This window comes from Actinomadura livida (assembly GCF_014648675.1).
Classification (GTDB): domain Bacteria; phylum Actinomycetota; class Actinomycetes; order Streptosporangiales; family Streptosporangiaceae; genus Spirillospora; species Spirillospora livida.
Genome location: NZ_BMRO01000001.1, coordinates 707,321 through 725,621, shown reverse-complemented (window position 1 = coordinate 725,621; position 18,301 = coordinate 707,321). Strand labels below are relative to the sequence as shown.

Below are 18,301 nucleotides of genomic sequence, written 5' to 3'. Positions count from 1 at the left end.
TCAGGAGTCGCAGGCGATGCCGTCGCCGTCTCTGTCCAGGTCGTAGATGTCGGAGCCGACCACGCGGACGGGCCCTTGCACGTAGGCGGGGCCGTTGCCGCTGCCTCCCGCACAGTCGACATCACTGGCGATCGGCACGCACGCACCGCTGTAGTTCGGGTCGCATTGCCGGGCCTGCTTGGTACCGACCGCGATGATCCGGGCGCGAGGTTTCCTTGTGACGACCTCGCGCAGCAGTTTCCTGTCCGTCGCCTTGCCGTTCGTGTACGTCACCTCATAGGTAAGGGTCTTGACGCCGGTGACTCCGCGCCTTTTCACCTTGGTGCGGCCCTTGGCAAGGGTTGCGTCTTCCACTCTTGTCGTCTTGTACGGGATCTTGCGCGTCGTCGTGACGGTGCGCTGCTCGACGGACTGGCTGGGCGTGGGCGCCGCACTCGTTGTCGCGCGCTCGCTCGCCGTGGAGGGGGTCGCGCCCGCCGCGGCATTCGAGCCCGTCGCAGGTGGCTCGGCCGGCTCAGTGCAGCCCCCGATTGCGAGTAATGCACTGATCGCCGCAATGACCGGAATGATACGTCCCATGATTCCCCCTAAGTAGGGATAATCATCTGGCTGTCATCCCGGACAGGTCAATCGTGGAAAATACGTGGCGGTGAGTCGGGTCAATCCAGCGCGCGGACTCTTTTGGCGAGTTCGCTGAGCTTGTCGAACCGCTCACCCGCCTTGCGCATGGTCGGGGGGCCGGCCGTCTCGCCGCTGTCCGCCGCGATGGGGCTCACCACGTTCTCGGGTCCCTGTACGAACATGCCTCCATCCAGGGAGACGACGCCATAGAACTTCCTGGACTCCTGGGGGATCGGCCCGGCGCCGGGTTTGGAGGTGGGGGGCGGCGTCCCCTGCCAGCGCAAGAACCACACCGCCTTACCCTGGGGCAGCGAGGCGCGCAGCGCTGCGATCGAGTCCGGGGAGTCCACGGTCGCTTCACCGGGGAATTCCACGACCACGTCCTTGAGCTCTGGCCGGAGCTTGCCATGCAGGGTCTCGACCGGCCGCAGCACGACACCCGTCATCGGCACCCTGGCCTCGGGCGGTCCGACGACGCGGGTCCGGCGCACGTCGGCGACCTCCGCGACGATCACGGCGGTGGCCGCGTCCGCGCCGGCCGCCAGGTTCTCGGGCGGCCCGACCAGCAGTGCGTTCGGCATCCGGAACCGCTCGAAGAAGGCGGCGTTCTCTGGGTGATGGGTGTCGAGTCCCGCTGTGGCGCCAGGGCGCGCGGTCTCGTTCTGTGGTGCGGCGGTGACTTCGCCGCCACCGTTGCCGCAGGCGGCGGTCACAGAGGTGACCGTTATCAACATGGCCACGGGCATGGCTCGGAATGAAACCATCTTCTTCATCACCTCAGCCGTTCAGTAGTGGCCATTGATGTGGCCCTGGTCATGGGCATCGAGCGTGGCCGCGGCGCCTTCACCCGCGAAGGTGTGCATGCATGAATCCAGCGTGGAACGGTGCCGCAGCCCCACGGTGTGACCGGTTTCGTGGCAGGCGATCTGGCGACGCTGGGTGGCGGTGTCGTAGACATCGGTCCAGTACCAGTAATAGTAGGCATTGAAGCGCAGGTGCTGGCCGCGGCACCATCCGGTGCCGGCCGCGCGGTTTCCGCCGGCGCCGGTATGGGTCGCCGGGCATTGCACCCAGGCGACGACCCCATTCAATTCCCCCCAGTCGTAATCCGCCATCCGCACGTCGGGGTAGGGGTCGGCCTGGTCCACGTAGGCGCTCATGTCCGTCGGCGTGTAGACGTTGGCCAAGGACCACCGTACTGCGTCGTCCAGTTCAGGAATGTCGTAGGTGGCGACGTTGCCGAAGCTGCCGTCGAGATAGACGGAGTGCACGCTGTTGTTCGCCAGGCTCACGCAGTTGCGCGGGTCGCCTCCACACACGGTGGATCCCCAGTTGTCGGCGTGCGCGGCCGGGGCGAGCGCTTGAAGCGTCACGGCGGCCGCAATTGCGGAAAGTGCCGCGCCCGCCTTTGAGAGGACATTCTTCCTGGTGGGGCGGATCGATTGACCGCGCGCTCGAACGGCCGCTTTGGTTCGGGGGGTTCCCATGGATGGGCTCCTTGCCGTTGCGGACTTATCACCTCCGTCAAGTAGATTCCTTCAGTTGCCCGTGATCAAGCCGTTAGGCCACCTGCGGTCGATCATGGCCGTGGGTAAACCGGAGGATCATACCCGCGTCCGTGGAACGTCACGTCTGTCACCAGGGCCGTCACCGGCGAAAGGGTGACGGGTGTGTTCGCGCGGGTGTCCGCTGCCGCGATTGCAGGCAGAAATGCGCGGTCCGGAAACCGGATGAGCGCCCAGCAGCCCGAGGCTGTGTTCGCAGGGAAAAGAGTGAAGGTCCCGGTCGCGTGGGCGAGCCGGGACCTTTGGTCATTCTTCGGTTGTGTCTTCTTCCGGGGGTTCGCCGATGGGGCCGCTGATGGCGGCCATGGGCTTGTCGAGTTTCTCGCCGGAGCCGTCCCGGCGGCCCATCGTCACGTTGAGCATGACCGGTTTGCCGTTGGCGGCCGTGGCGCGGAGCGGGGTCGGGGCCGCCCACGCCTGGAGGAGGACGTCCTCACCCTTGAGGAAGCGGTGCGAGCGGACGCCGCCGGTCGCGCGGCCCTTGGCCGGGAAGTCGGCGAAGTCGGCCAGCTTGATCGCGCCGGTCTGGGTGCCGGGCAGGGCGGACGACGAACCGGAGATCGTGATGACGCGGGCCTCGCGGGCGGGGTCGAGGGCGCCGAACCACAGGACGCGGGCCCCCGCACCCAGCTTGATCCCCGCCATGCCGCCGGCGGCGCGGCCCTGCGGGCGGACGAGCGAGGCGGCGAAGTGCAGGAGCTGCGCGTCGGTGCTGATGAAGACGAGGTGCTGGTCCTCGGAGAGGAGCTGTACCGCTCCGACGACGCGGTCGTCGTCCTTGAGGGTGATCACTTCGAACTCGTCGCGGTTGGCGGGGAAGTCGGGGACGACCCGTTTCACCACGCCATGGGCGGTGCCCAGTGCGAGGCCGCCGCCAACCTCGGAGACGGCGCCTATGCCGACGACCGTTTCGTCCGGTTCCAGGTCGACGTACTCGGCCACCGGCGCTCCGCCCGCGAGGGACGGCGGCGTCGCCGACGCCGGGAGGGTCGGGAGGTCGAGGACGTCGATGCGGATCATCCGGCCCAGGGACGTCACCGCGCCGACCTGGCCGCGGGCCGTGGCGGGGACGACGGAGACCAGGACGTCGTGGTTCGCGCGGGGGCCGCTGTCCGGCAGCGGGGACGCGTCGTGGGTGCGGGCCATGAGGCCGGTGGACGACAGCAGCACCGTGCAGGGGTCGTCCGCCACCTCCAGGGGGACGGCGTTCGCGGCGGTCTGGCCGGAGGATTCGAGCAGGATCGTCCGGCGCGGCGTGGAGAACTCCTTGGCGACCTCGCCGAGCTCCTTGGAGACGACGCCGCGGAGCTTCTTCTCCGATTCGAGGATCGCGGTCAGCCGGGCGATCTCCTTGGCGAGCTGCTCCTTCTCCTTCTCCAGCTCCAGGCGGTCGAAGCGGGTGAGGCGGCGCAGCGGGGTGTCCAGGATGTACTGCGACTGGATCTCCGACAGCTCGAAGATCTGCATGAGCCGCTGCTTGGCCTGGGCGGCGTCGTCGCTCTGCCGGATGACCTGGATGACCTCGTCGATGTTGAGCAGGGCGACCAGCAGGCCGTCCACGAGGTGCAGGCGGTCCTCGCGCTTCTTGCGGCGGTGCATCGAGCGGCGGCGCACGACGTTGATGCGGTGGTCGACGTAGACCTGCAGCATGTCGCGGAGGCCGAGGGTGCGGGGCTGGCCGTCGACGAGGGCGACGTTGTTGATGCCGAACGTCTCCTCCATCGGGGTGAGCCGGTAGAGGTCGGCCAGGACGGCCTCGGGGTTGAAGCCGTTCTTGATCTCGATGACCAGGCGGAGGCCGACGTTGCGGTCGGTGAGGTCCTTCAGGTCGGAGATGCCCTGGATCTTCTTGGCGTTGACCAGTTCCTTGATCTTGGCTTTGACGCGCTCCGGCCCGACGGCGTAGGGCAGCTCGCTGACGACGATGCCCTTGCGGCGCGGCGTGACGTTCTCGATCGTCGTGGTGGCGCGGGTGCGGAACGTGCCCCGGCCGCGCTCGTAGGCGTCGCGGATGCCCTCCAGCCCGACGATCTTCCCGCCGGTGGGCAGGTCGGGGCCGGGGACGTGGCGCATCAGGTCGTCCAGCGTGGCGTCCGGGTGGTCGATCAGGTGCCGGGCCGCGGCGATGACCTCGCCGAGGTTGTGCGGCGCCATGTTCGTGGCCATCCCGACCGCGATGCCGGACGCCCCGTTGACCAGCAGGTTCGGGAACGCCGCCGGCAGGACCTCCGGCTCGGTCTCCTGCCCGTCGTAGTTGGGCCGGAAGTCGACCGTGTCCTCGTCGATGGAGGCGACCATGAGCATCGCCTCGCGGGACAGCCGGGCCTCGGTGTAGCGCATGGCGGCGGGCAGGTCGTCGCCGCCGAGCGAGCCGAAGTTGCCGTGCCCGTCGACCAGCGGCATCCGCATCGCCCACGACTGCGCCATCCGGACCATCGCGTCGTAGATGGCGCTGTCGCCGTGCGGGTGCAGCTTGCCCATGACCTCGCCGACGACGCGGGCGCACTTGACGTGCCCGCGGTCGGGGCGGAGCCCCATCTCGTTCATCGAGTACAGGATCCGGCGCTGGACGGGCTTCAGGCCGTCCCGGGCGTCCGGAAGCGCCCGCTGGTAGATCACCGAGTAGGCGTACTCAAGGAAACTGCCGCGCATCTCCTCGGAGACATCGACGTCGACGATGTTCTCTTCGAAGTCCGGCGGGGGAGGGGATTGGGATCCGCGTCGTGCCATGCCCCACATTGTGGCCGGTCCCTGGGACAAGTTGTGCCCGCCCCACCCGGCGAGCCGCCCGGTACGGCCGATCGATGTCGTTCCGTCACCTCCGCGGACCTGGCAGATTGAGGGCCGACGGTTTCGTTGCGAAAGGCGGAGGTTCCCGTGAGCTCGCTGGCCGACTTCCAGAACTCGATCTATCTGCAGGGCCTCGGCGACGTGCGCCCCGCGCTGCCGACCGACCTGACGAGGCTGGAGGGGCTCGCCGAGCGGTCGCTGTCGGCGCAGGCGTTCGGGTACGTCGCGGGCTCGGCGGGCACCGGCGCGACCGCGCGGGCCAACCGGGAGGCGTTCGACCGGTGGCGGATCGTGCCGCGGATGCTGAGGGACGTGGCCGAGCGCGACCTGTCGGTGGAGGTGCTCGGGACCGCGATGCCGTCCCCGGTCCTGCTCGCGCCCGTCGGCGTCCAGTCGATCCTGCACCCGGACGGTGAGCTGGCCGTCGCGCGGGCGGCGGCGGCCGAGGGGGTGCCGATGGTGCTGAGCACGGCGTCCTCCTACTCCATCGAGGACGTCGCGGAGGCCAACGGCGAAGGGCCCCGCTGGTACCAGCTGTACTGGCCGAAGGACAGGGAGCTCGCCGTCAGTTTCCTGGAGCGGGCCAAGGCGGCGGGGTACACGGCCCTCGTCGTCACTCTGGACACGTTCACACTGGCCTGGCGGCCCCGTGACCTGGACCAGGCGTACCTGCCGTTCCTGCGCGGCATCGGGGTCGCCAACTACTTCAGTGACCCCGTGTTCCAGAAGGCGATCGGCGGGCCCGTCACCGACGCCAACCGCGACATGGCGCTCCTGCACTGGGTCGCGAACTTCGGCAACCCCAGCCTCACCTGGGACGACCTCATCTTCCTGCGGGACCACTGGGACGGCCCGATCGCGCTCAAGGGCATCCAGCACCCCGATGACGCGCGCCAGGCCGTGGACGCCGGGATGGACGGCGTCATCGTCTCCAACCATGGCGGACGCCAGGTGGACGGTGCGGTCGCGTCCCTGGACGCGTTGGCCACCATCGTCGACGCCGTCCGCGACCAGGCGACCGTGCTCTTCGACAGCGGTATCCGCACGGGCGCGGACGTCGCCAAGGCGCTGGCACTCGGCGCCAAGGCCGTGATGGTCGCGCGTCCGTACGCGTATGGGCTGGCGCTGGGCGGTCAGGCGGGCGTCCAGCACGTTCTGCGCTGCCTCCAGGCCGAACTGGAACTGACCATGGTCCTCGCCGGAATCACCCGCCCGAGTGAGTTGTCCCTGGAGACTCTCGTGCGCGCGTGACCGTAGCCGCCCGCTTTCGGGGTAGGGGAGTGCGCATGCGCTGGCCCGATCACGTCATCTGGTGGCATGCCTATCCCCTCGGCTTCGTCGGAGCCGTGCCGGGTGAAGGCGTACCGGACGAGGCCCCGCCGGAACCTCGGCTCGGGCGGCTGCACGGCTGGCTCGACCATCTGGTGGAGCTCGGCTGCAACGGGCTGGCGCTCGGGCCGGTGTTCGCGTCCGAGACCCATGGCTACGACACCGTCGACCACTACCGCGTCGATCCCCGGCTCGGCGGGGAGGAGGACCTGCGACGCCTCGTCGACGAGGCGTCGCAGAAGGGCGTTCGCGTCCTGCTCGACGGTGTCTTCAACCATGTCGGACGGAGCTTCCCGCCCTTCGCCGACGTGGCCGCCAAGGGGGACGAGTCCCCGTACCGGAAGTGGTTCCACGCAGACCTCCGCACCTTCGAGGGGCATGACCGTCTCGTCACGCTGAACCACACCGAACCCGAGGTCGCCGCCTACGTCACCGACGTCATGACCCACTGGCTGGAGCGCGGCATAGACGGCTGGCGCCTCGACGCCGCTTACGCCGTCCCGCCGGAGTTCTGGCGGACGGTCATCGACCGTGTCCGCGCGCTCTTCCCCGAGGCATGGTTCGTGGGCGAGGTCATCCACGGCGACTACGCGAGCCTGGTCGAACAGACCGGGTTCGACTCCGTCACCCAGTACGAGCTTTGGAAGGCCATCTGGAGCTCTCTGAACGACCGCAACTTCTTCGAACTGGCCCACGCGCTGGGCCGCCATGACGAAATGCTCGGCACGTTCGTCCCGCAGACGTTCCTCGGCAACCACGACGTGACCCGCATAGCCAGCCGCCTGGACGACGAACGCCAACTGGCGCACGCGCTCGTCATTCTGCTGACGATCGGCGGCGTCCCATCCATCTACGCCGGGGACGAGTTCGCATTCGAGGGCGTCAAGGAAGAGCGGGAGGGTGGGGACGACGCCATCCGCCCCACCTTCCCGGCACATCCCGACGAGACCCCTGGGCATGGGCAGACCCACCACAGCCTCCACCAAGAGTTGATCGGGCTCAGGCGGCGCCATCCGTGGCTCGTCCACGCCCGCACCACGGTGGACACCTTGACCAACACGGCGCTCTCCTACACGGTGGGGCACGGCGGTCAGCGGCTCGCGGTCGTCCTGAACCTCGACGACGAGCCCGCCAAGGTGGACCTGCCCGACGCCGGCTGGACGTGCGTGGCCGGCAGAGCCGACTTCTCCGAAGCGGGCGTCACCGTCCCCCCGGCCGGGTGGGCCGTCGCCGAACCATGACATCCGTCATGGGCCGCCCCTGCGATCCTCACGGCCGTTTCCTGATGGCTGTGACTGCACGCCGGCGCCCCGCGCGGCCAGCATGGATGTCATGAAGGCACCCGTGATCGAGGTACGCGACCTGGACCTGAACGCGGCCGTCCGGAACGTCTCGTTCACCGTGGCCGAAGGCGAGGTCTACGCGCTGCTGGGCCGGTACGGCTCGGGCAAGACGACCCTGCTGGAGATCCTCGCCGGGCTCCGCCGCCCGACCGGCGGATGGGTCCGGCTGCGCGGCGCCGACCCCTACACCGACCGGGAGACCGCGCGCGCCGCGGCCGTCTGGCGCGACGGCGGCCTGTTCCCCGGCCTGACCGTCGCCGAGATCGTCGACGCGTGGCGGCGCTGGACGCTCGACCCCCTCACCCGCGACGAGGCGTTGCGGCTGGCCCGCCTCACCGACGTCGCCGACACCCCGTTCGAGCGGCTCACCGCGGGCCGGCGGCGCATGCTCGACCTGGCGCTGGCCCTCGTCGGCCGGTCCGACGTGCTCTTCCTGGACGAGCCCACCGCCGGGCTCGACGAGACGGCCGCCCGCGAGGTGTGGTCCGTCCTGCTCATGCTGGCCGCGCACGGGGTCAGCGTCGTGCTCACGACCCGCGACCCGCGGGAGGCGTGCAAGGCCGACCGAGTGGGCGTCCTGGACGAGGGACACCTGGTCAGCGGCCGCGACGCCGCCCGGCTCCGCGCCGCCTGACGGCCGCGAACCGTCCCTTGACAGCCGAATACGCTGGGCGCGTGCAGCCCAGCATCCCGCGCCCCACCGTCATCGCCGCGATCCTCGTGGGGATGACGGCGCTGACGCTGTCCGGGCTCCTGCTGCCCGCGCTCTGGTACGAGGTCTTCGACCGGCGGGACGCGGGGTACCTGCTCCTGGCGCTGACCGGCGTCGGCGCCGTGCTGGCCCTCTACGCGCGGCTCCTGTGGCTGAACCTGATGCGGCGGACCGCGCCGGGGCACCGGTTCGGGCTCGCCGCGATCGCGCTGATCTGCTGGGCGATGCCGCCGCTGCTCGGCACCGGCCAGGGCTGGGGCAACGCGCTGCTCGTCCCGGCCGGGCTGATCGCCGTCGTCCTGCCGGTGCGCGAGGCGATCGCGGCGACGGCCGCGGCCACGGCCCTGACCCCCGTCTACGCCGTGCTCCTCGGGCTGCCCGCGCTGACCGTCCTGTACGAGGTGACGGGCATCCCGCTTGCCGCCTTCTCCGGCTACGTCACGGTGTGGCTGTTCCACGTCGTCCAGGAGCTCCGGGAGGCCCGCGCCGAGCTGGCCCGGTCGGCGGTGGGCGAGGAGCGGCTCCGGTTCGCCCGCGACCTGCACGACGTCCTCGGCCACAGCCTCCAGGCGGTCGCGCTGCGCGCCGAGGTCGCCGAGCGGTTCCTGGAACGCGACGACGGGCGCGTCCGCAAGGAGCTGACCGAGATCCAGGCGATGGCGCGGGACGCCGTCCGGGACGTGCGCGAGGTCGTCCGCGGCTACCGGGCCACGAACCTCGGCACCGAGCTGGACGGCATGTCGGCCGTGCTGCGCGCCGCCGGGATGCGCTGCGAGCGCCCCGTTGTGCCGCCGTCGCTGCCCGCCCACGTCCACGAGCCGCTCGGCCGGGTCGCCCGCGAGGCCGCCACGAACGTGCTGCGGCACTCCAGCGCCACCTGGTGCGAGATCACCGTCGCGGCGGACGCGGGCGACGTCCGCGTGGAGATCGTCAACGACGGCGCCGCCCGCCGCATCTCCGGGGACGCGGGCAGCGGCCTCGCCGGGCTCGCCGAGCGGATCACCGCCGCGGGCGGCGCGTTCAGCGCCGGCCCGGGAGGCGACGGGACGTTCCGGGTGACGGCCACCGTCCCGATGGTGCCCGTCCCGGCGGAGGGGGAGGCATGATCCGCGTGCTGCTGGCCGACGACCACCTGCTGATCAGGGAGGCGCTCGTCCTGCTGCTGGAGACCGAGGACGGCATCGAGGTCGTCGCCGACGTCGGCCGGGGAGACGAGGCCGTCGACCGGGCGCTCGCCCTCAAGCCGGACGTGGCCGTCCTCGACATCGACATGCCCGGCCTCGACGGCCTGGCCGCCGCCGAGCGCCTCTCCCGCGACCTGCCCGGCTGCCGCCTGGTGATCGTGACCGCGCACGGCCGCCCCGGCAACCTGCGCCGCGCGATGGCCGCCGGCGTCCGCGGCTTCCTCGGCAAGGACGCGCCCGGCGCCCGGCTCGCCGAGGTCATCCGGCAGGTCGCCGCGGGCACCCGGTACATCGACCCGCAGCTCGCCGCCGACGCCCTCGCCGCCGAGGAGTGCCCGCTCACCCCGCGCGAGCTCGACACGCTCCGCGCCGCCGCCGACGGCGCGCCGGTCTCCCGCATCGCCCGCGGCCTGGGCCTGTCCGAGGGGACCGTCCGCAACTACCTGTCCGCCGCCGTCACCAAACTGGGCGCCGACAACCGGCACGCCGCCGCCCGCACCGCCCGCGAACGCGGCTGGCTGTAGCGGCGCGGACGGGCCGGCTTAGCGGCGGGCCAGGACGAGGCAGCCGCGTTTCGTCACGGGGAGGGGCGTGCGGAGGTGGCCCGCCGACTCGGCGGCCTCCACGCGGGACATGTGCCGGGCGACCAGGTAGTCGCGGATCGCGTCGCGGTCGGGGAGCGTCATCAGCGGCGCGTCCCAGCGCTCGACCTCCGCCTCCGCGAAGACCTCGCAGACGCGGTCGGGGGCGTCCTCGGCGTCGAACGGCGTGGGGTCGGGACTCCACGCGGGCGCGAGTTCCGGGCTGTCGGCCCTGGAGATCGCCGAGGCGAGCAGGATGCCGCCCGGGGCCAGGACGCGGTGCGCCTCGCGGAGCGCGAGCGCGGGGTCGTCCAGGTGGTGGAGCACGTTCACGGCGACGACCGCGTCGAACGCCCCGTCCCGGAACGGCAGGCGCCGCGCGTCGGCCTGCACGCACGGTCCGGGATGGGCGCCCAGGAGCACGGCGGACGCGTCCAGGCCCACCAGCGGGAACGGCGGCGTGCCGGAGAACGCGGCGCTGAGGGCGCCCTCGCCGCAGCCCACGTCCAGCACGCGGGACGCGCCCGCGTCCAGCAGCTTCGACGCGACGTGGTCGTGCAGGCTCCGCGCCCCGATCAGGTACTGGCGGGTGACCCTGCTGGCGAGGCGGAAGCGCTCCGGGTCGTCGTCGTAGTCGGGCGTTAGGGCCATGGACTGAGTCTGCCCCGCCGGCCGTCCCGAAAAGCTCCGCCGTGCCCCCGGCCCGCCGATGCCCGGCCGGGTGTCAGCTCAGCGTGCGCGCCGGTACGGCCGGGCGGTCGAGGTCCATGGCGTCCAGGACCGAACCGTCCGCGGCCAGGGCCTCGACGACCGGACCCCTGCGGGCTCCCCACACGACGGGGACGTGCCCGTGCTCGGGGACGTCCAGCAGCCGCTTGCCGACCCGGATCCGGGTGACCTCCGCCGACGCCCGCAGCCGCGCCTCGTTGACCCACTTGGCGCCCCACGGCAGCAGCCGGTTGGAGTTGCGGACCGTCCGGCCCGACCCGTACTTCACCAGGTGGCGGCCCATCTCGCCGGACGAGCGGCGGGCGAGCGGCTCGTCGGGGGCGGAGCCGCCGGCGCCGCCCAGCTCCCGCCACTCGCCGTCGCGGCGGTGGAACGTCCAGCCCTCGATGAACGCGGGCGCCGAACCGTCCCACTGATGTAGGAACGTTACAACGGCGACGTCGCCGTCCATGTCGAGTCCCAGCGGAAGGAACTCCCGTCCCTCGTCGAAGGCGGCGGGAGCGGGGACGGGCATGCCGTCCCGGAGGAGTCGCATGCACTCCTCGTGCACCTCGTGGTCGTTCATGCTCGGGACCTCTGGTCGTGCAGGCAGGGCAAGGGGCCCTCCGCGAAGAGGGCCCCACGTTCGATTCACTCTAGAGGTCCGGCTCGCCTGGTTTCACCCGTCGGCGATGATCGGGGTTCGCCCGAGTTCTGTCGTTCTTTCCTGATAGGACTCTGTCCCTACAGGCTCACGAAGGGAACCCATGGGCGTTTACCAGCACCTAGAGGAATACGCCGGACTGCCGGTGGCCAGGTTCAGCGACGAGACGGCGGCGGACGACGAACTCCCAGCGTCCGCGGGTGAGGCCGCCTGGTACGTCGGGACGTCCTTCGACAGCGAGCCGTTCGGCGAGACCTTCGCGCGGTTCCGGCAGGCGGTCGACACGACCGAGATCACGGCGCTGATCATCGGCTACTTCGGCGCCTCCTACGACGACGACGCCGCCGATCCGGCCGCGCTGCTGTCGGAGGCCGCCGCGTCCTTCCCGAAGCTGCGGGCCCTGTTCGTCGGCGACATCACCGGGGAGGAGTCGGAGATCTCCTGGATCGAGTACTCCGACATCTCGCCGCTGTTCACCGCGTTCCCCGACCTGGAGCGGTTCGAGATCCGCGGCGCGCAGGGACTGGTGCTCGAACCGATCAAGAGCGAGACGCTGAAGGTGCTGCGGTTCGAGTCGGGCGGGCTCCCGGCGACGGTGGTCCAGGCGGTGGCGGCCAGCGAGCTGCCGAACCTGGAGCACCTCGACCTGTGGCTCGGGGTGGAGGACTACGGCGGCGACGCGACGGCCGCCGACCTCGCGCCGATCCTGTCCGGGGACCGCCTGCCCGCGCTGCGCCACCTCGGCCTGGAGGACTCCGGGATCCAGGACGAGATCGCGGCGGCGGTCGCGGGCGCGCCGGTGGTGGCGCGGCTGGAGACGCTGAGCCTGGCGATGGGGACGCTCACCGACCGGGGCGCCGAGGCGCTGCTGTCCGGCCAGCCGCTCACCCACCTGCGCGCACTCGACCTGCACCACCATTTCCTGTCCGACGCGATGGTGGAGCGCGTCAAGGGGGCGCTCCCCGGGGTCGAGGTCGACCTGACCGAGCAGGAGGAGCCGGACGGCGACTGGTTCTACGCCTCGGTGACCGAGTGACGTTCGCGGTGGCCGGCGTGCCGGGCGACCGGCGCGCCGGGCTCTTCGCGGCGGCGTGCCGGTCGGCGGGGCTGGCCGAGCCGCGGCTCATCGGCTGGGCGGACGTGCTGCGCGGAGCCGGGGTCGTCCTGCGGCCGGGGGAGCTGCTCCGGATCGACTCGCCGGGTGCCGACCCGGCGGCCGACGCGCTCCTGCGCGGTCCCGGGCACCCGGCCCGCGTGGGCGGCGGCGCCCGGTGGCACCGGACGTTCACGGCGGCGCTGCGGCGGTTGGCGGAGGCCGCCTCCGCCTCCGGCGCGCGTGTCGTGGGCGACGTCGAGGAGATCGCGGTCATGTTCGACAAGCGGCTCTCGCACGCGCGGTTGCGGGCGGCCGGCGTCCCCGTCCCGCCCGCGCTTGCGGAGGTGGACGGCTACGCCGCCCTGCGTGCGCGGATGGAGGAGGCGCGGGAACGGCGCGTGTTCGTCAAGCCGGCGCACGGCTCGTCCGCGTCGGGGGTCGTCGCGCTGCAGACCGCGCCAGGCCGGGTGCGGGCCGCCACGTCGGCGGCCTGGACGCCGGACGGCCTGCGCAACTCGCTGCGCGTCCGCACGTACACGACGGAGGCGGAGGTCGCCGCCCTCATCGACGCGCTGGCGCCGGACGGCCTGCACGTGGAGCGGTGGCTGCCCAAGGCCGTGGTCGGCGGCCGGGCGTTCGACCTGCGCGTCGTCGTCATCGGCGGCGAACCCACGCACGCCGTCGTCCGGACGAGCCGTCATCCCATGACGAACCTGCATCTGGGCGGCGCCAGGGGAGACCTGGGGGCGGTGCAGCGCGCCCTTGGGAGCGACGGCTGGGAACGGGCCCTGGACGTGTGCGCGCGGGCAGCCGCCTGCTTCCCGGGGAGCGCGATGATCGGCGTCGACCTGCTCGTCGGCACCGGCCTGCGGCGGTTCGAGGTCGGCGAGGTGAACGCGTTCGGTGACCTGCTGCCCGGCGCCACCGGCCTGCCCGGCGGCTCCGCCGAAGGCGTCGACACCTACACTGCCCAGGTCAGGGCGGTCCTCGCCGGGAGCGGCGCGTGCACGACATGAACGAGGTCATCGGCAGCCATGACCTGCTGCTGGTGACGCTCGACACCCTCCGTTATGACGTGGCCGCCGAACTGGCCGCGGCCGGTGAGACGCCCACTCTCACTGGGCTTCTGCCAGGGGGCAAGTGGGAGCGCCGCCATACGCCGGGGAGCTTCACCTATGCCGCGCACACCGCGATGCTGGCCGGGTTCATGCCGACTCCGGCGTCTCCTGGGCCGCACCCACGGCTCTTCGCGGGGGCGTTCCCCGGCAGCGAGACGACCGCTCCCGGCACCTGGACGTTCGACGCCGCCGACCTGCCCTCCGGGCTCGCCGCCGCCGGCTACCACACGGTCTGCGTGGGCGGCGTCGGCTTCTTCAACAAGCTGACACCGCTCGGATCAGCGCTTCCGTCGCTGTTCGCCGAGAGCCACTGGGAACGCGAGTTCGGCGTGACCGATCCGGAGGCGCTGCCCAACCAGATCGACCGCGTCGCCGAGATCATGGACCGGCAGCCCAGCGGCCGGCGCCAGTTCCTGCTGCTGAATGTCGCGTCCCTGCACCAGCCCAACTGGTTCTATCTGGAGGGCGCCACGTCCTCGGCGGGGGACACACGCGCCAGCCATGCCGCCGCCCTGCGCCATGTCGACGCCCACATCGGCCGGTTGTTCGCCCTGATGCGCCGCCCCTGCTTCGTCATCGTCTGCTCCGACCACGGCACGGCGTACGGAGAGGACGGCCACACCGGGCACCGCATCGGCCACGAGGTCGTCTGGACCGTTCCGTACGGGGAGTTCATTCTGTCGTGACGCCTTACCAGGGTTACGTGTACGCCTATCCGCACAAGACCGCCTACCGGCCGCTGAGCCCGCAGCCCCCGCTACGGGACGTGTGGGCGGGCGAGCCGCTCGACACGCTCTTCCTCTACCTCCATGTCCCGTTCTGCGAGATGCGGTGCGGCTTCTGCAACCTGTTCACGCGCACCGGCGCCCCCGAAGAGTTGACCGGTGCCTACCTGGAGACGCTCGACCGGCAGGCCACGGCCGTACTGGACGCGCTGGGCGACGACGCCTCGTTCGCCACGTCGGCGTTCGGCGGCGGCACCCCGACCTACTTCACCGCGTCCGAGCTGGAGCGGCTCTGCGACGTGGCCGGACGGTTCCCGGGCTTCGGATCGATCCCCCTGGGCGTGGAGACATCACCGGCGACGGCCACCACCGACCGGCTGACGGTCCTCGCCGAACGCGGGACGACGCGGATCTCGATCGGCGTGCAGAGCTTCCTTGACGAGGAGGCACGCGCGGCCGTCCGCCCGCAGAAACGCGCCGAGGTGGAGGCTGCGCTGGACCGTATCCGTGCGGTGGGCTTCCCGACTCTCAACATCGACCTCATCTACGGCATCGACGGCCAGACCCCCGCGACGTGGATGCACTCCCTGAACGCCGCCCTTACGTGGCAGCCAGAGGAGATCTACCTCTATCCCCTCTACGTCCGTCCGCTCACCGGGCTGGGGCGCCGAGCCCAAGACTGGGACGACCAGCGCCTCACCCTCTACCGGATCGGCCGTGACCATCTCCTGGCCGAGGGCTACGAGCAGGTGTCGATGCGCATGTTCCGCCTGCCCGGCGACACGGCCAACGGCACCGAGTACTGCTGCCAGACCGACGGCATGGTCGGCCTGGGGTGCGGGGCCCGTTCCTACACGTCCGCCCTGCACTACTCCTTCGAATACGCGGTCGGCGCGGGGCAGGTGCGCTCCATCATCGACGCGTATGTGCGTGAGGACGACTTCACCACCGCCAGAGTGGGCCTCGAACTGGACGACGATGAAAGGCGTCGGCGACACCTCGTCCAATCCCTACTGCAGGCAGCCGGCCTTGACCGGAGCGCCTACCGCGCGCGCTTCGGTACCAACCCATTGGACGACTTCCCCGCCGACCTCAAGTCGTTCGACGACCGTGGCTGGCTGGAGACGACCGAGAACGCTCTACGGCTGACTCCGGAGGGGCTCGCCCACTCCGACGTCGTCGGCCCCGCGCTGTTCTCGTCTCGCGTCCAGGAACTGATGGCCGCCTACGAGGCGCGCTGATGGACCACCAAGCGAAGGACCACCTGACGATCCTCTACCGTGGGCCGCTCGCCAGCTGCGACTACGCCTGCCCCTATTGCCCCTTCGCGAAGCGCCGCGACACACCAGACCAGCTGCGCGCGGACCGGGCTGCCTTGGAACGCTTCACGGAATGGGTCTCCTGCCAAGACCACCCCATCTCCGTCCTGTTCACACCGTGGGGCGAGGGGCTCGTCCGCTCCTGGTACAGGCGCGCCCTCACCGAACTCAGCCACGTGCCCCACGTCGAACGGGTGGCGATCCAGACCAACCTGAGTCACCGCGTGTCATGGACGTCCGATGCCGACCTCAACCGACTGGCCCTGTGGGCGACCTACCACCCCGGTGAGGTCCCCTACGACCGGTTCTTGGGCAAGTGCCGTGAGCTGGCGGAGCGCGGAGTGCGGTACAGCGTCGGGATCGTCGGGAAGCCCGACCACCTCGACGCGGCCCGGCGCCTGCGCGACGACCTCCCCACCGGGACGTACCTGTGGGTCAACGCCGCCGAAGGACACGTCTACGACGATGCGGAAGCCGCCTCCTGGACGGACATCGACCCCCTGTTCCCGGTGAGCCGGAACCCGCACCCCAGCCGCGGCCTCGCCTGCCGCACCGGCGAGACCGTCGTGTCCGTGGACGGTGCCGGCACGGTGCGCCGCTGCCATTTCGTCCCGGCCGTCCTGGGCAACCTCTACGACGGCTCGTTCAGGGACGCGCTCATGCCCCGCCCGTGCCCCCTCGGCAAGTGCGATTGCCACATCGGCTATGTCCACCTTGTGTCACTGGGCCTCTACGACACGTTCGCGGGCGGCGTCCTCGAACGCATCCCCGCGCTGCTCGACCGTCCGTGACGAAGCAGGTCCCCGCGGGCGGCCCCGCGGGATTCGGTGGGTGCCCGCGGCGGGGCCGGAAACGGCGGTGAGTCCAGATCTCGTGCGCGACCGTCTCAAAGGGCGCATGCTTGCATCTAGCCGGTGAACTTAGGCGGTTTCGTGGACCATCGACAGCGCCCCCACTTCGTGCTCGCGCTCGAGCCGGTCGAAGCGGCCGTCCGCGCTGCCCGCGACACCGTGCGCGCTGCCCTGGAGGGCTGGGACCGCCAGGACGTCCACGGAGACCTGGAGCTCATCACCAGCGAACTCGTCACCAACGCGATCCGCCACGCGAACACGGTCACGCTCGTCCTCTACCTGCCGGACGACAAGACCGCCATGGTCGAGGTATGGGACGACAACCCCCACGGCCCGGCCGTGCCCGCACTTGACCTCCAGGCCGAAGGGGGCCGCGGCCTGATGCTCGTCGGCGCCCTGGCGCGTGCCTGGGGCTGGCGGGCCACGGCCGAAGGGAAGGTCACCTGGGCCCAGACCGTAACCCCCTGAACGGCCGTCCACGCCACGGAAGACACTGTGCGGCGGCGGTCATGGACGCGGGGGAGCGAGGCGGGCGTCCCTTGACTAGGAAGTGCGGTCAAGGGGCGCCCGCCCGGCCGTCCGCGGGCCGTCGCCCGCCGCCGCCGCTGCGGTCAGGTCTGTTTCTCGGGGTGGTAGTCGGCCTCGTCCATACCGAACGTCCAGGCGACGCCTGCGCGCGCTGTGCGGGTGGTCGGCGGGACGCGCAGGTAATAGGTGCGGTACGTGCCGTCCGGTTCGGGTGTCGAGTTGACCACCTCGACCATGACGACGGGCTCGTCGCCGGGCAGGTCGATCGACCAGAGGACGCCGGTCTCGTCCCGGTGCAGGGGGCGCGCACCGGTATCCGCCAGATAGCGGTCGTAGCCGAAGATCTCCAGCATCACCCGGCGCAGCTCGGCGTTCTCCTCCGCCAGGATGCGGTCGGCCGTCAGCCCGGTCAGCGTGTCCACGAAATCGGGGGGGATCGGCATGCCGCGCCAGGCGTGCAACGCGAACCCGTCGGGGTAGGCGAGGGCGGGGCCGTCGCCGCGGTGCAGCCGGCCGGGCTCGTCCCGGTACAGCTCACTGGGCCGCTCCGAGAGGATCACGAGCCGCTCGTACGGCCACCACCAGCCGGCGGAACGCGCCACCTCCGCGAGACCGGCGAGCGGGCCGTCCAGCCGCCCGAGCGCCTCGAAGAACGCCAGCCACGGCGCGTCGTGCTGGCCCAGGACCGCGTCGAGCGTGGCGCCCCGCAGCACCGACGTGGCCGCCTGCGCCCGCGCGGAGGGCTCGGCCCGCTCGGCCTCGTCCACCGCGAGGTCGCCGATGGCGCCGCGCACCCGCGTGACGAGCGACTGCACCTGGTCCCACAGGAGACCGCCCGTCTCGGCCCACACCCGCGACCACTGCTCCGGCCCCTGTTCGGAGCAGGCCGCGGTGCGCTCGGCCTCCCACGGGCGCGTCCGGACCTCGTTCCGGACCGAGGCCCCGGCGTCCCCGCGCCGCGCCAGGAGCGCCGCCGCGACGGCGCCGCGCGCGGGAGAGGGCATCCACACGTACCGCTCGGGAGGTTGCAGGCCGGCGGCCGCGTAGGCGGCGGCGACACCGGCCTCGGCCCGGCCGCGGTCGGCGGGGCCGGTGCCGAACGCCGCCGACTGCCAGTCGGCGACCACGAAATGGGATTCCCGCGCTGCCGCGGTGCGCATCCGGACC

At 71.4% G+C, this 18,301-nt stretch carries 18 protein-coding genes; 11 read left to right on the top strand and 7 right to left on the bottom strand.

The window, feature by feature from the left end; translation table 11 throughout:
• The 4 genes from IEZ03_RS03180 to IEZ03_RS03165 all read right to left on the bottom strand — a co-directional run bounded on the left by IEZ03_RS03180 (position 1) and on the right by IEZ03_RS03165 (position 4,916).
• Positions 1-579, bottom strand: coding sequence for a G5 domain-containing protein (locus IEZ03_RS03180; protein WP_221480616.1), 579 nt, complete (start codon positions 577-579; stop codon positions 1-3).
• Between the two features lie 80 nt (positions 580-659).
• A complete protein-coding gene (locus IEZ03_RS03175; RefSeq protein WP_184882308.1) occupies positions 660-1,394 on the bottom strand; it encodes a hypothetical protein in 735 nt (244 codons plus the stop codon).
• Between the two features lie 12 nt (positions 1,395-1,406).
• Positions 1,407-2,108, bottom strand: coding sequence for a matrixin family metalloprotease (locus IEZ03_RS03170; protein WP_184882310.1), 702 nt, complete (start codon positions 2,106-2,108; stop codon positions 1,407-1,409).
• A gap of 324 nt (positions 2,109-2,432) precedes the next feature.
• The gene (locus IEZ03_RS03165; protein ID WP_184882312.1) at positions 2,433-4,916 is read right to left on the bottom strand and encodes a DNA gyrase/topoisomerase IV subunit A; all 2,484 of its coding nucleotides are present in this window, start codon (positions 4,914-4,916) and stop codon (positions 2,433-2,435) included.
• A 147-nt stretch (positions 4,917-5,063) separates the two neighbouring features.
• Here IEZ03_RS03165 and IEZ03_RS03160 point away from each other — a divergent pair, with 147 nt between their 5' ends.
• From IEZ03_RS03160 to IEZ03_RS03140, 5 genes are all read left to right on the top strand, one after another.
• Complete coding sequence (locus IEZ03_RS03160; protein WP_184882314.1) at positions 5,064-6,227, top strand: lactate 2-monooxygenase; 1,164 nt, start codon at positions 5,064-5,066, stop codon at positions 6,225-6,227.
• Between the two features lie 35 nt (positions 6,228-6,262).
• The gene (locus tag IEZ03_RS03155; protein WP_184882315.1) at positions 6,263-7,546 is read left to right on the top strand and encodes an alpha-amylase family glycosyl hydrolase; all 1,284 of its coding nucleotides are present in this window, start codon (positions 6,263-6,265) and stop codon (positions 7,544-7,546) included.
• Positions 7,547-7,637: 91 nt separating this feature from the next.
• Positions 7,638-8,282, top strand: coding sequence for an ATP-binding cassette domain-containing protein (locus IEZ03_RS03150; RefSeq protein WP_184882317.1), 645 nt, complete (start codon positions 7,638-7,640; stop codon positions 8,280-8,282).
• Positions 8,283-8,323: 41 nt separating this feature from the next.
• The gene (locus IEZ03_RS03145; RefSeq protein ID WP_184882319.1) at positions 8,324-9,466 is read left to right on the top strand and encodes a sensor histidine kinase; all 1,143 of its coding nucleotides are present in this window, start codon (positions 8,324-8,326) and stop codon (positions 9,464-9,466) included.
• A complete protein-coding gene (locus tag IEZ03_RS03140; protein WP_132045714.1) occupies positions 9,463-10,068 on the top strand; it encodes a response regulator transcription factor in 606 nt (201 codons plus the stop codon). Before IEZ03_RS03145 ends, IEZ03_RS03140 begins: the two co-directional genes overlap by 4 nt.
• A gap of 18 nt (positions 10,069-10,086) precedes the next feature.
• On the opposite strand, the gene IEZ03_RS03135 is transcribed toward IEZ03_RS03140, so the two are convergent.
• Together IEZ03_RS03135 and IEZ03_RS03130 are read right to left on the bottom strand one after the other, a co-directional pair.
• The gene (locus IEZ03_RS03135; RefSeq protein ID WP_184882321.1) at positions 10,087-10,776 is read right to left on the bottom strand and encodes a class I SAM-dependent methyltransferase; all 690 of its coding nucleotides are present in this window, start codon (positions 10,774-10,776) and stop codon (positions 10,087-10,089) included.
• A gap of 73 nt (positions 10,777-10,849) precedes the next feature.
• Complete coding sequence (locus IEZ03_RS03130; RefSeq protein WP_221480618.1) at positions 10,850-11,419, bottom strand: hypothetical protein; 570 nt, start codon at positions 11,417-11,419, stop codon at positions 10,850-10,852.
• Positions 11,420-11,600: 181 nt separating this feature from the next.
• On the opposite strand from IEZ03_RS03130, the gene IEZ03_RS03125 reads away from it, so the two are divergent.
• The 6 genes from IEZ03_RS03125 (at position 11,601) to IEZ03_RS03100 (ending at position 17,074) form a co-directional block, all read left to right on the top strand.
• Positions 11,601-12,533, top strand: coding sequence for an STM4015 family protein (locus IEZ03_RS03125; protein ID WP_184882323.1), 933 nt, complete (start codon positions 11,601-11,603; stop codon positions 12,531-12,533).
• Entirely contained in the window at positions 12,530-13,609 is a 1,080-nt protein-coding gene (locus IEZ03_RS03120; RefSeq protein ID WP_184882325.1) for an STM4014 family protein, read from the top strand. Before IEZ03_RS03125 ends, IEZ03_RS03120 begins: the two co-directional genes overlap by 4 nt.
• A complete protein-coding gene (locus IEZ03_RS03115) occupies positions 13,606-14,397 on the top strand; it encodes an STM4013/SEN3800 family hydrolase (protein ID WP_184890456.1) in 792 nt (263 codons plus the stop codon). Before IEZ03_RS03120 ends, IEZ03_RS03115 begins: the two co-directional genes overlap by 4 nt.
• A complete protein-coding gene (locus IEZ03_RS03110) occupies positions 14,394-15,677 on the top strand; it encodes an STM4012 family radical SAM protein (RefSeq protein WP_229807967.1) in 1,284 nt (427 codons plus the stop codon). Before IEZ03_RS03115 ends, IEZ03_RS03110 begins: the two co-directional genes overlap by 4 nt.
• Positions 15,677-16,546: an STM4011 family radical SAM protein gene (locus tag IEZ03_RS03105; RefSeq protein ID WP_184882327.1), complete on the top strand. Its 870-nt coding sequence runs from the start codon at positions 15,677-15,679 to the stop codon at positions 16,544-16,546. The genes IEZ03_RS03110 and IEZ03_RS03105 overlap by 1 nt, the downstream gene beginning before the upstream one ends.
• Positions 16,547-16,687: 141 nt before the next feature.
• Entirely contained in the window at positions 16,688-17,074 is a 387-nt protein-coding gene (locus IEZ03_RS03100; protein ID WP_184882329.1) for an ATP-binding protein, read from the top strand.
• Between the two features lie 143 nt (positions 17,075-17,217).
• Here IEZ03_RS03100 and IEZ03_RS03095 read toward each other — a convergent pair whose 3' ends face one another.
• A complete protein-coding gene (locus tag IEZ03_RS03095; protein WP_184882331.1) occupies positions 17,218-18,294 on the bottom strand; it encodes a DUF6745 domain-containing protein in 1,077 nt (358 codons plus the stop codon).
• Positions 18,295-18,301: the final 7 nt, after the last annotated feature.

What these genes read in the sequence shown, in the direction of transcription:
- IEZ03_RS03165 (WP_184882312.1), bottom strand. Translation starts at nt 4,916, where the DNA reads ATGGCACGACGCGGATCCCAATCCCCTCCCCCGCCGGACTTCGAAGAG.
- IEZ03_RS03155 (WP_184882315.1), top strand. Translation starts at nt 6,263, where the DNA reads ATGCGCTGGCCCGATCACGTCATCTGGTGGCATGCCTATCCCCTCGGC.
- IEZ03_RS03115 (WP_184890456.1), top strand. Translation starts at nt 13,606, where the DNA reads ATGAACGAGGTCATCGGCAGCCATGACCTGCTGCTGGTGACGCTCGAC.
- IEZ03_RS03175 (WP_184882308.1), bottom strand. Translation starts at nt 1,394, where the DNA reads ATGAAGAAGATGGTTTCATTCCGAGCCATGCCCGTGGCCATGTTGATA.
- IEZ03_RS03130 (WP_221480618.1), bottom strand. Translation starts at nt 11,419, where the DNA reads ATGAACGACCACGAGGTGCACGAGGAGTGCATGCGACTCCTCCGGGAC.
- IEZ03_RS03180 (WP_221480616.1), bottom strand. Translation starts at nt 579, where the DNA reads ATGGGACGTATCATTCCGGTCATTGCGGCGATCAGTGCATTACTCGCA.
- IEZ03_RS03095 (WP_184882331.1), bottom strand. Translation starts at nt 18,294, where the DNA reads ATGCGCACCGCGGCAGCGCGGGAATCCCATTTCGTGGTCGCCGACTGG.
- IEZ03_RS03140 (WP_132045714.1), top strand. Translation starts at nt 9,463, where the DNA reads ATGATCCGCGTGCTGCTGGCCGACGACCACCTGCTGATCAGGGAGGCG.
- IEZ03_RS03105 (WP_184882327.1), top strand. Translation starts at nt 15,677, where the DNA reads ATGGACCACCAAGCGAAGGACCACCTGACGATCCTCTACCGTGGGCCG.
- IEZ03_RS03170 (WP_184882310.1), bottom strand. Translation starts at nt 2,108, where the DNA reads ATGGGAACCCCCCGAACCAAAGCGGCCGTTCGAGCGCGCGGTCAATCG.
- IEZ03_RS03125 (WP_184882323.1), top strand. Translation starts at nt 11,601, where the DNA reads ATGGGCGTTTACCAGCACCTAGAGGAATACGCCGGACTGCCGGTGGCC.
- IEZ03_RS03150 (WP_184882317.1), top strand. Translation starts at nt 7,638, where the DNA reads ATGAAGGCACCCGTGATCGAGGTACGCGACCTGGACCTGAACGCGGCC.
- IEZ03_RS03135 (WP_184882321.1), bottom strand. Translation starts at nt 10,776, where the DNA reads ATGGCCCTAACGCCCGACTACGACGACGACCCGGAGCGCTTCCGCCTC.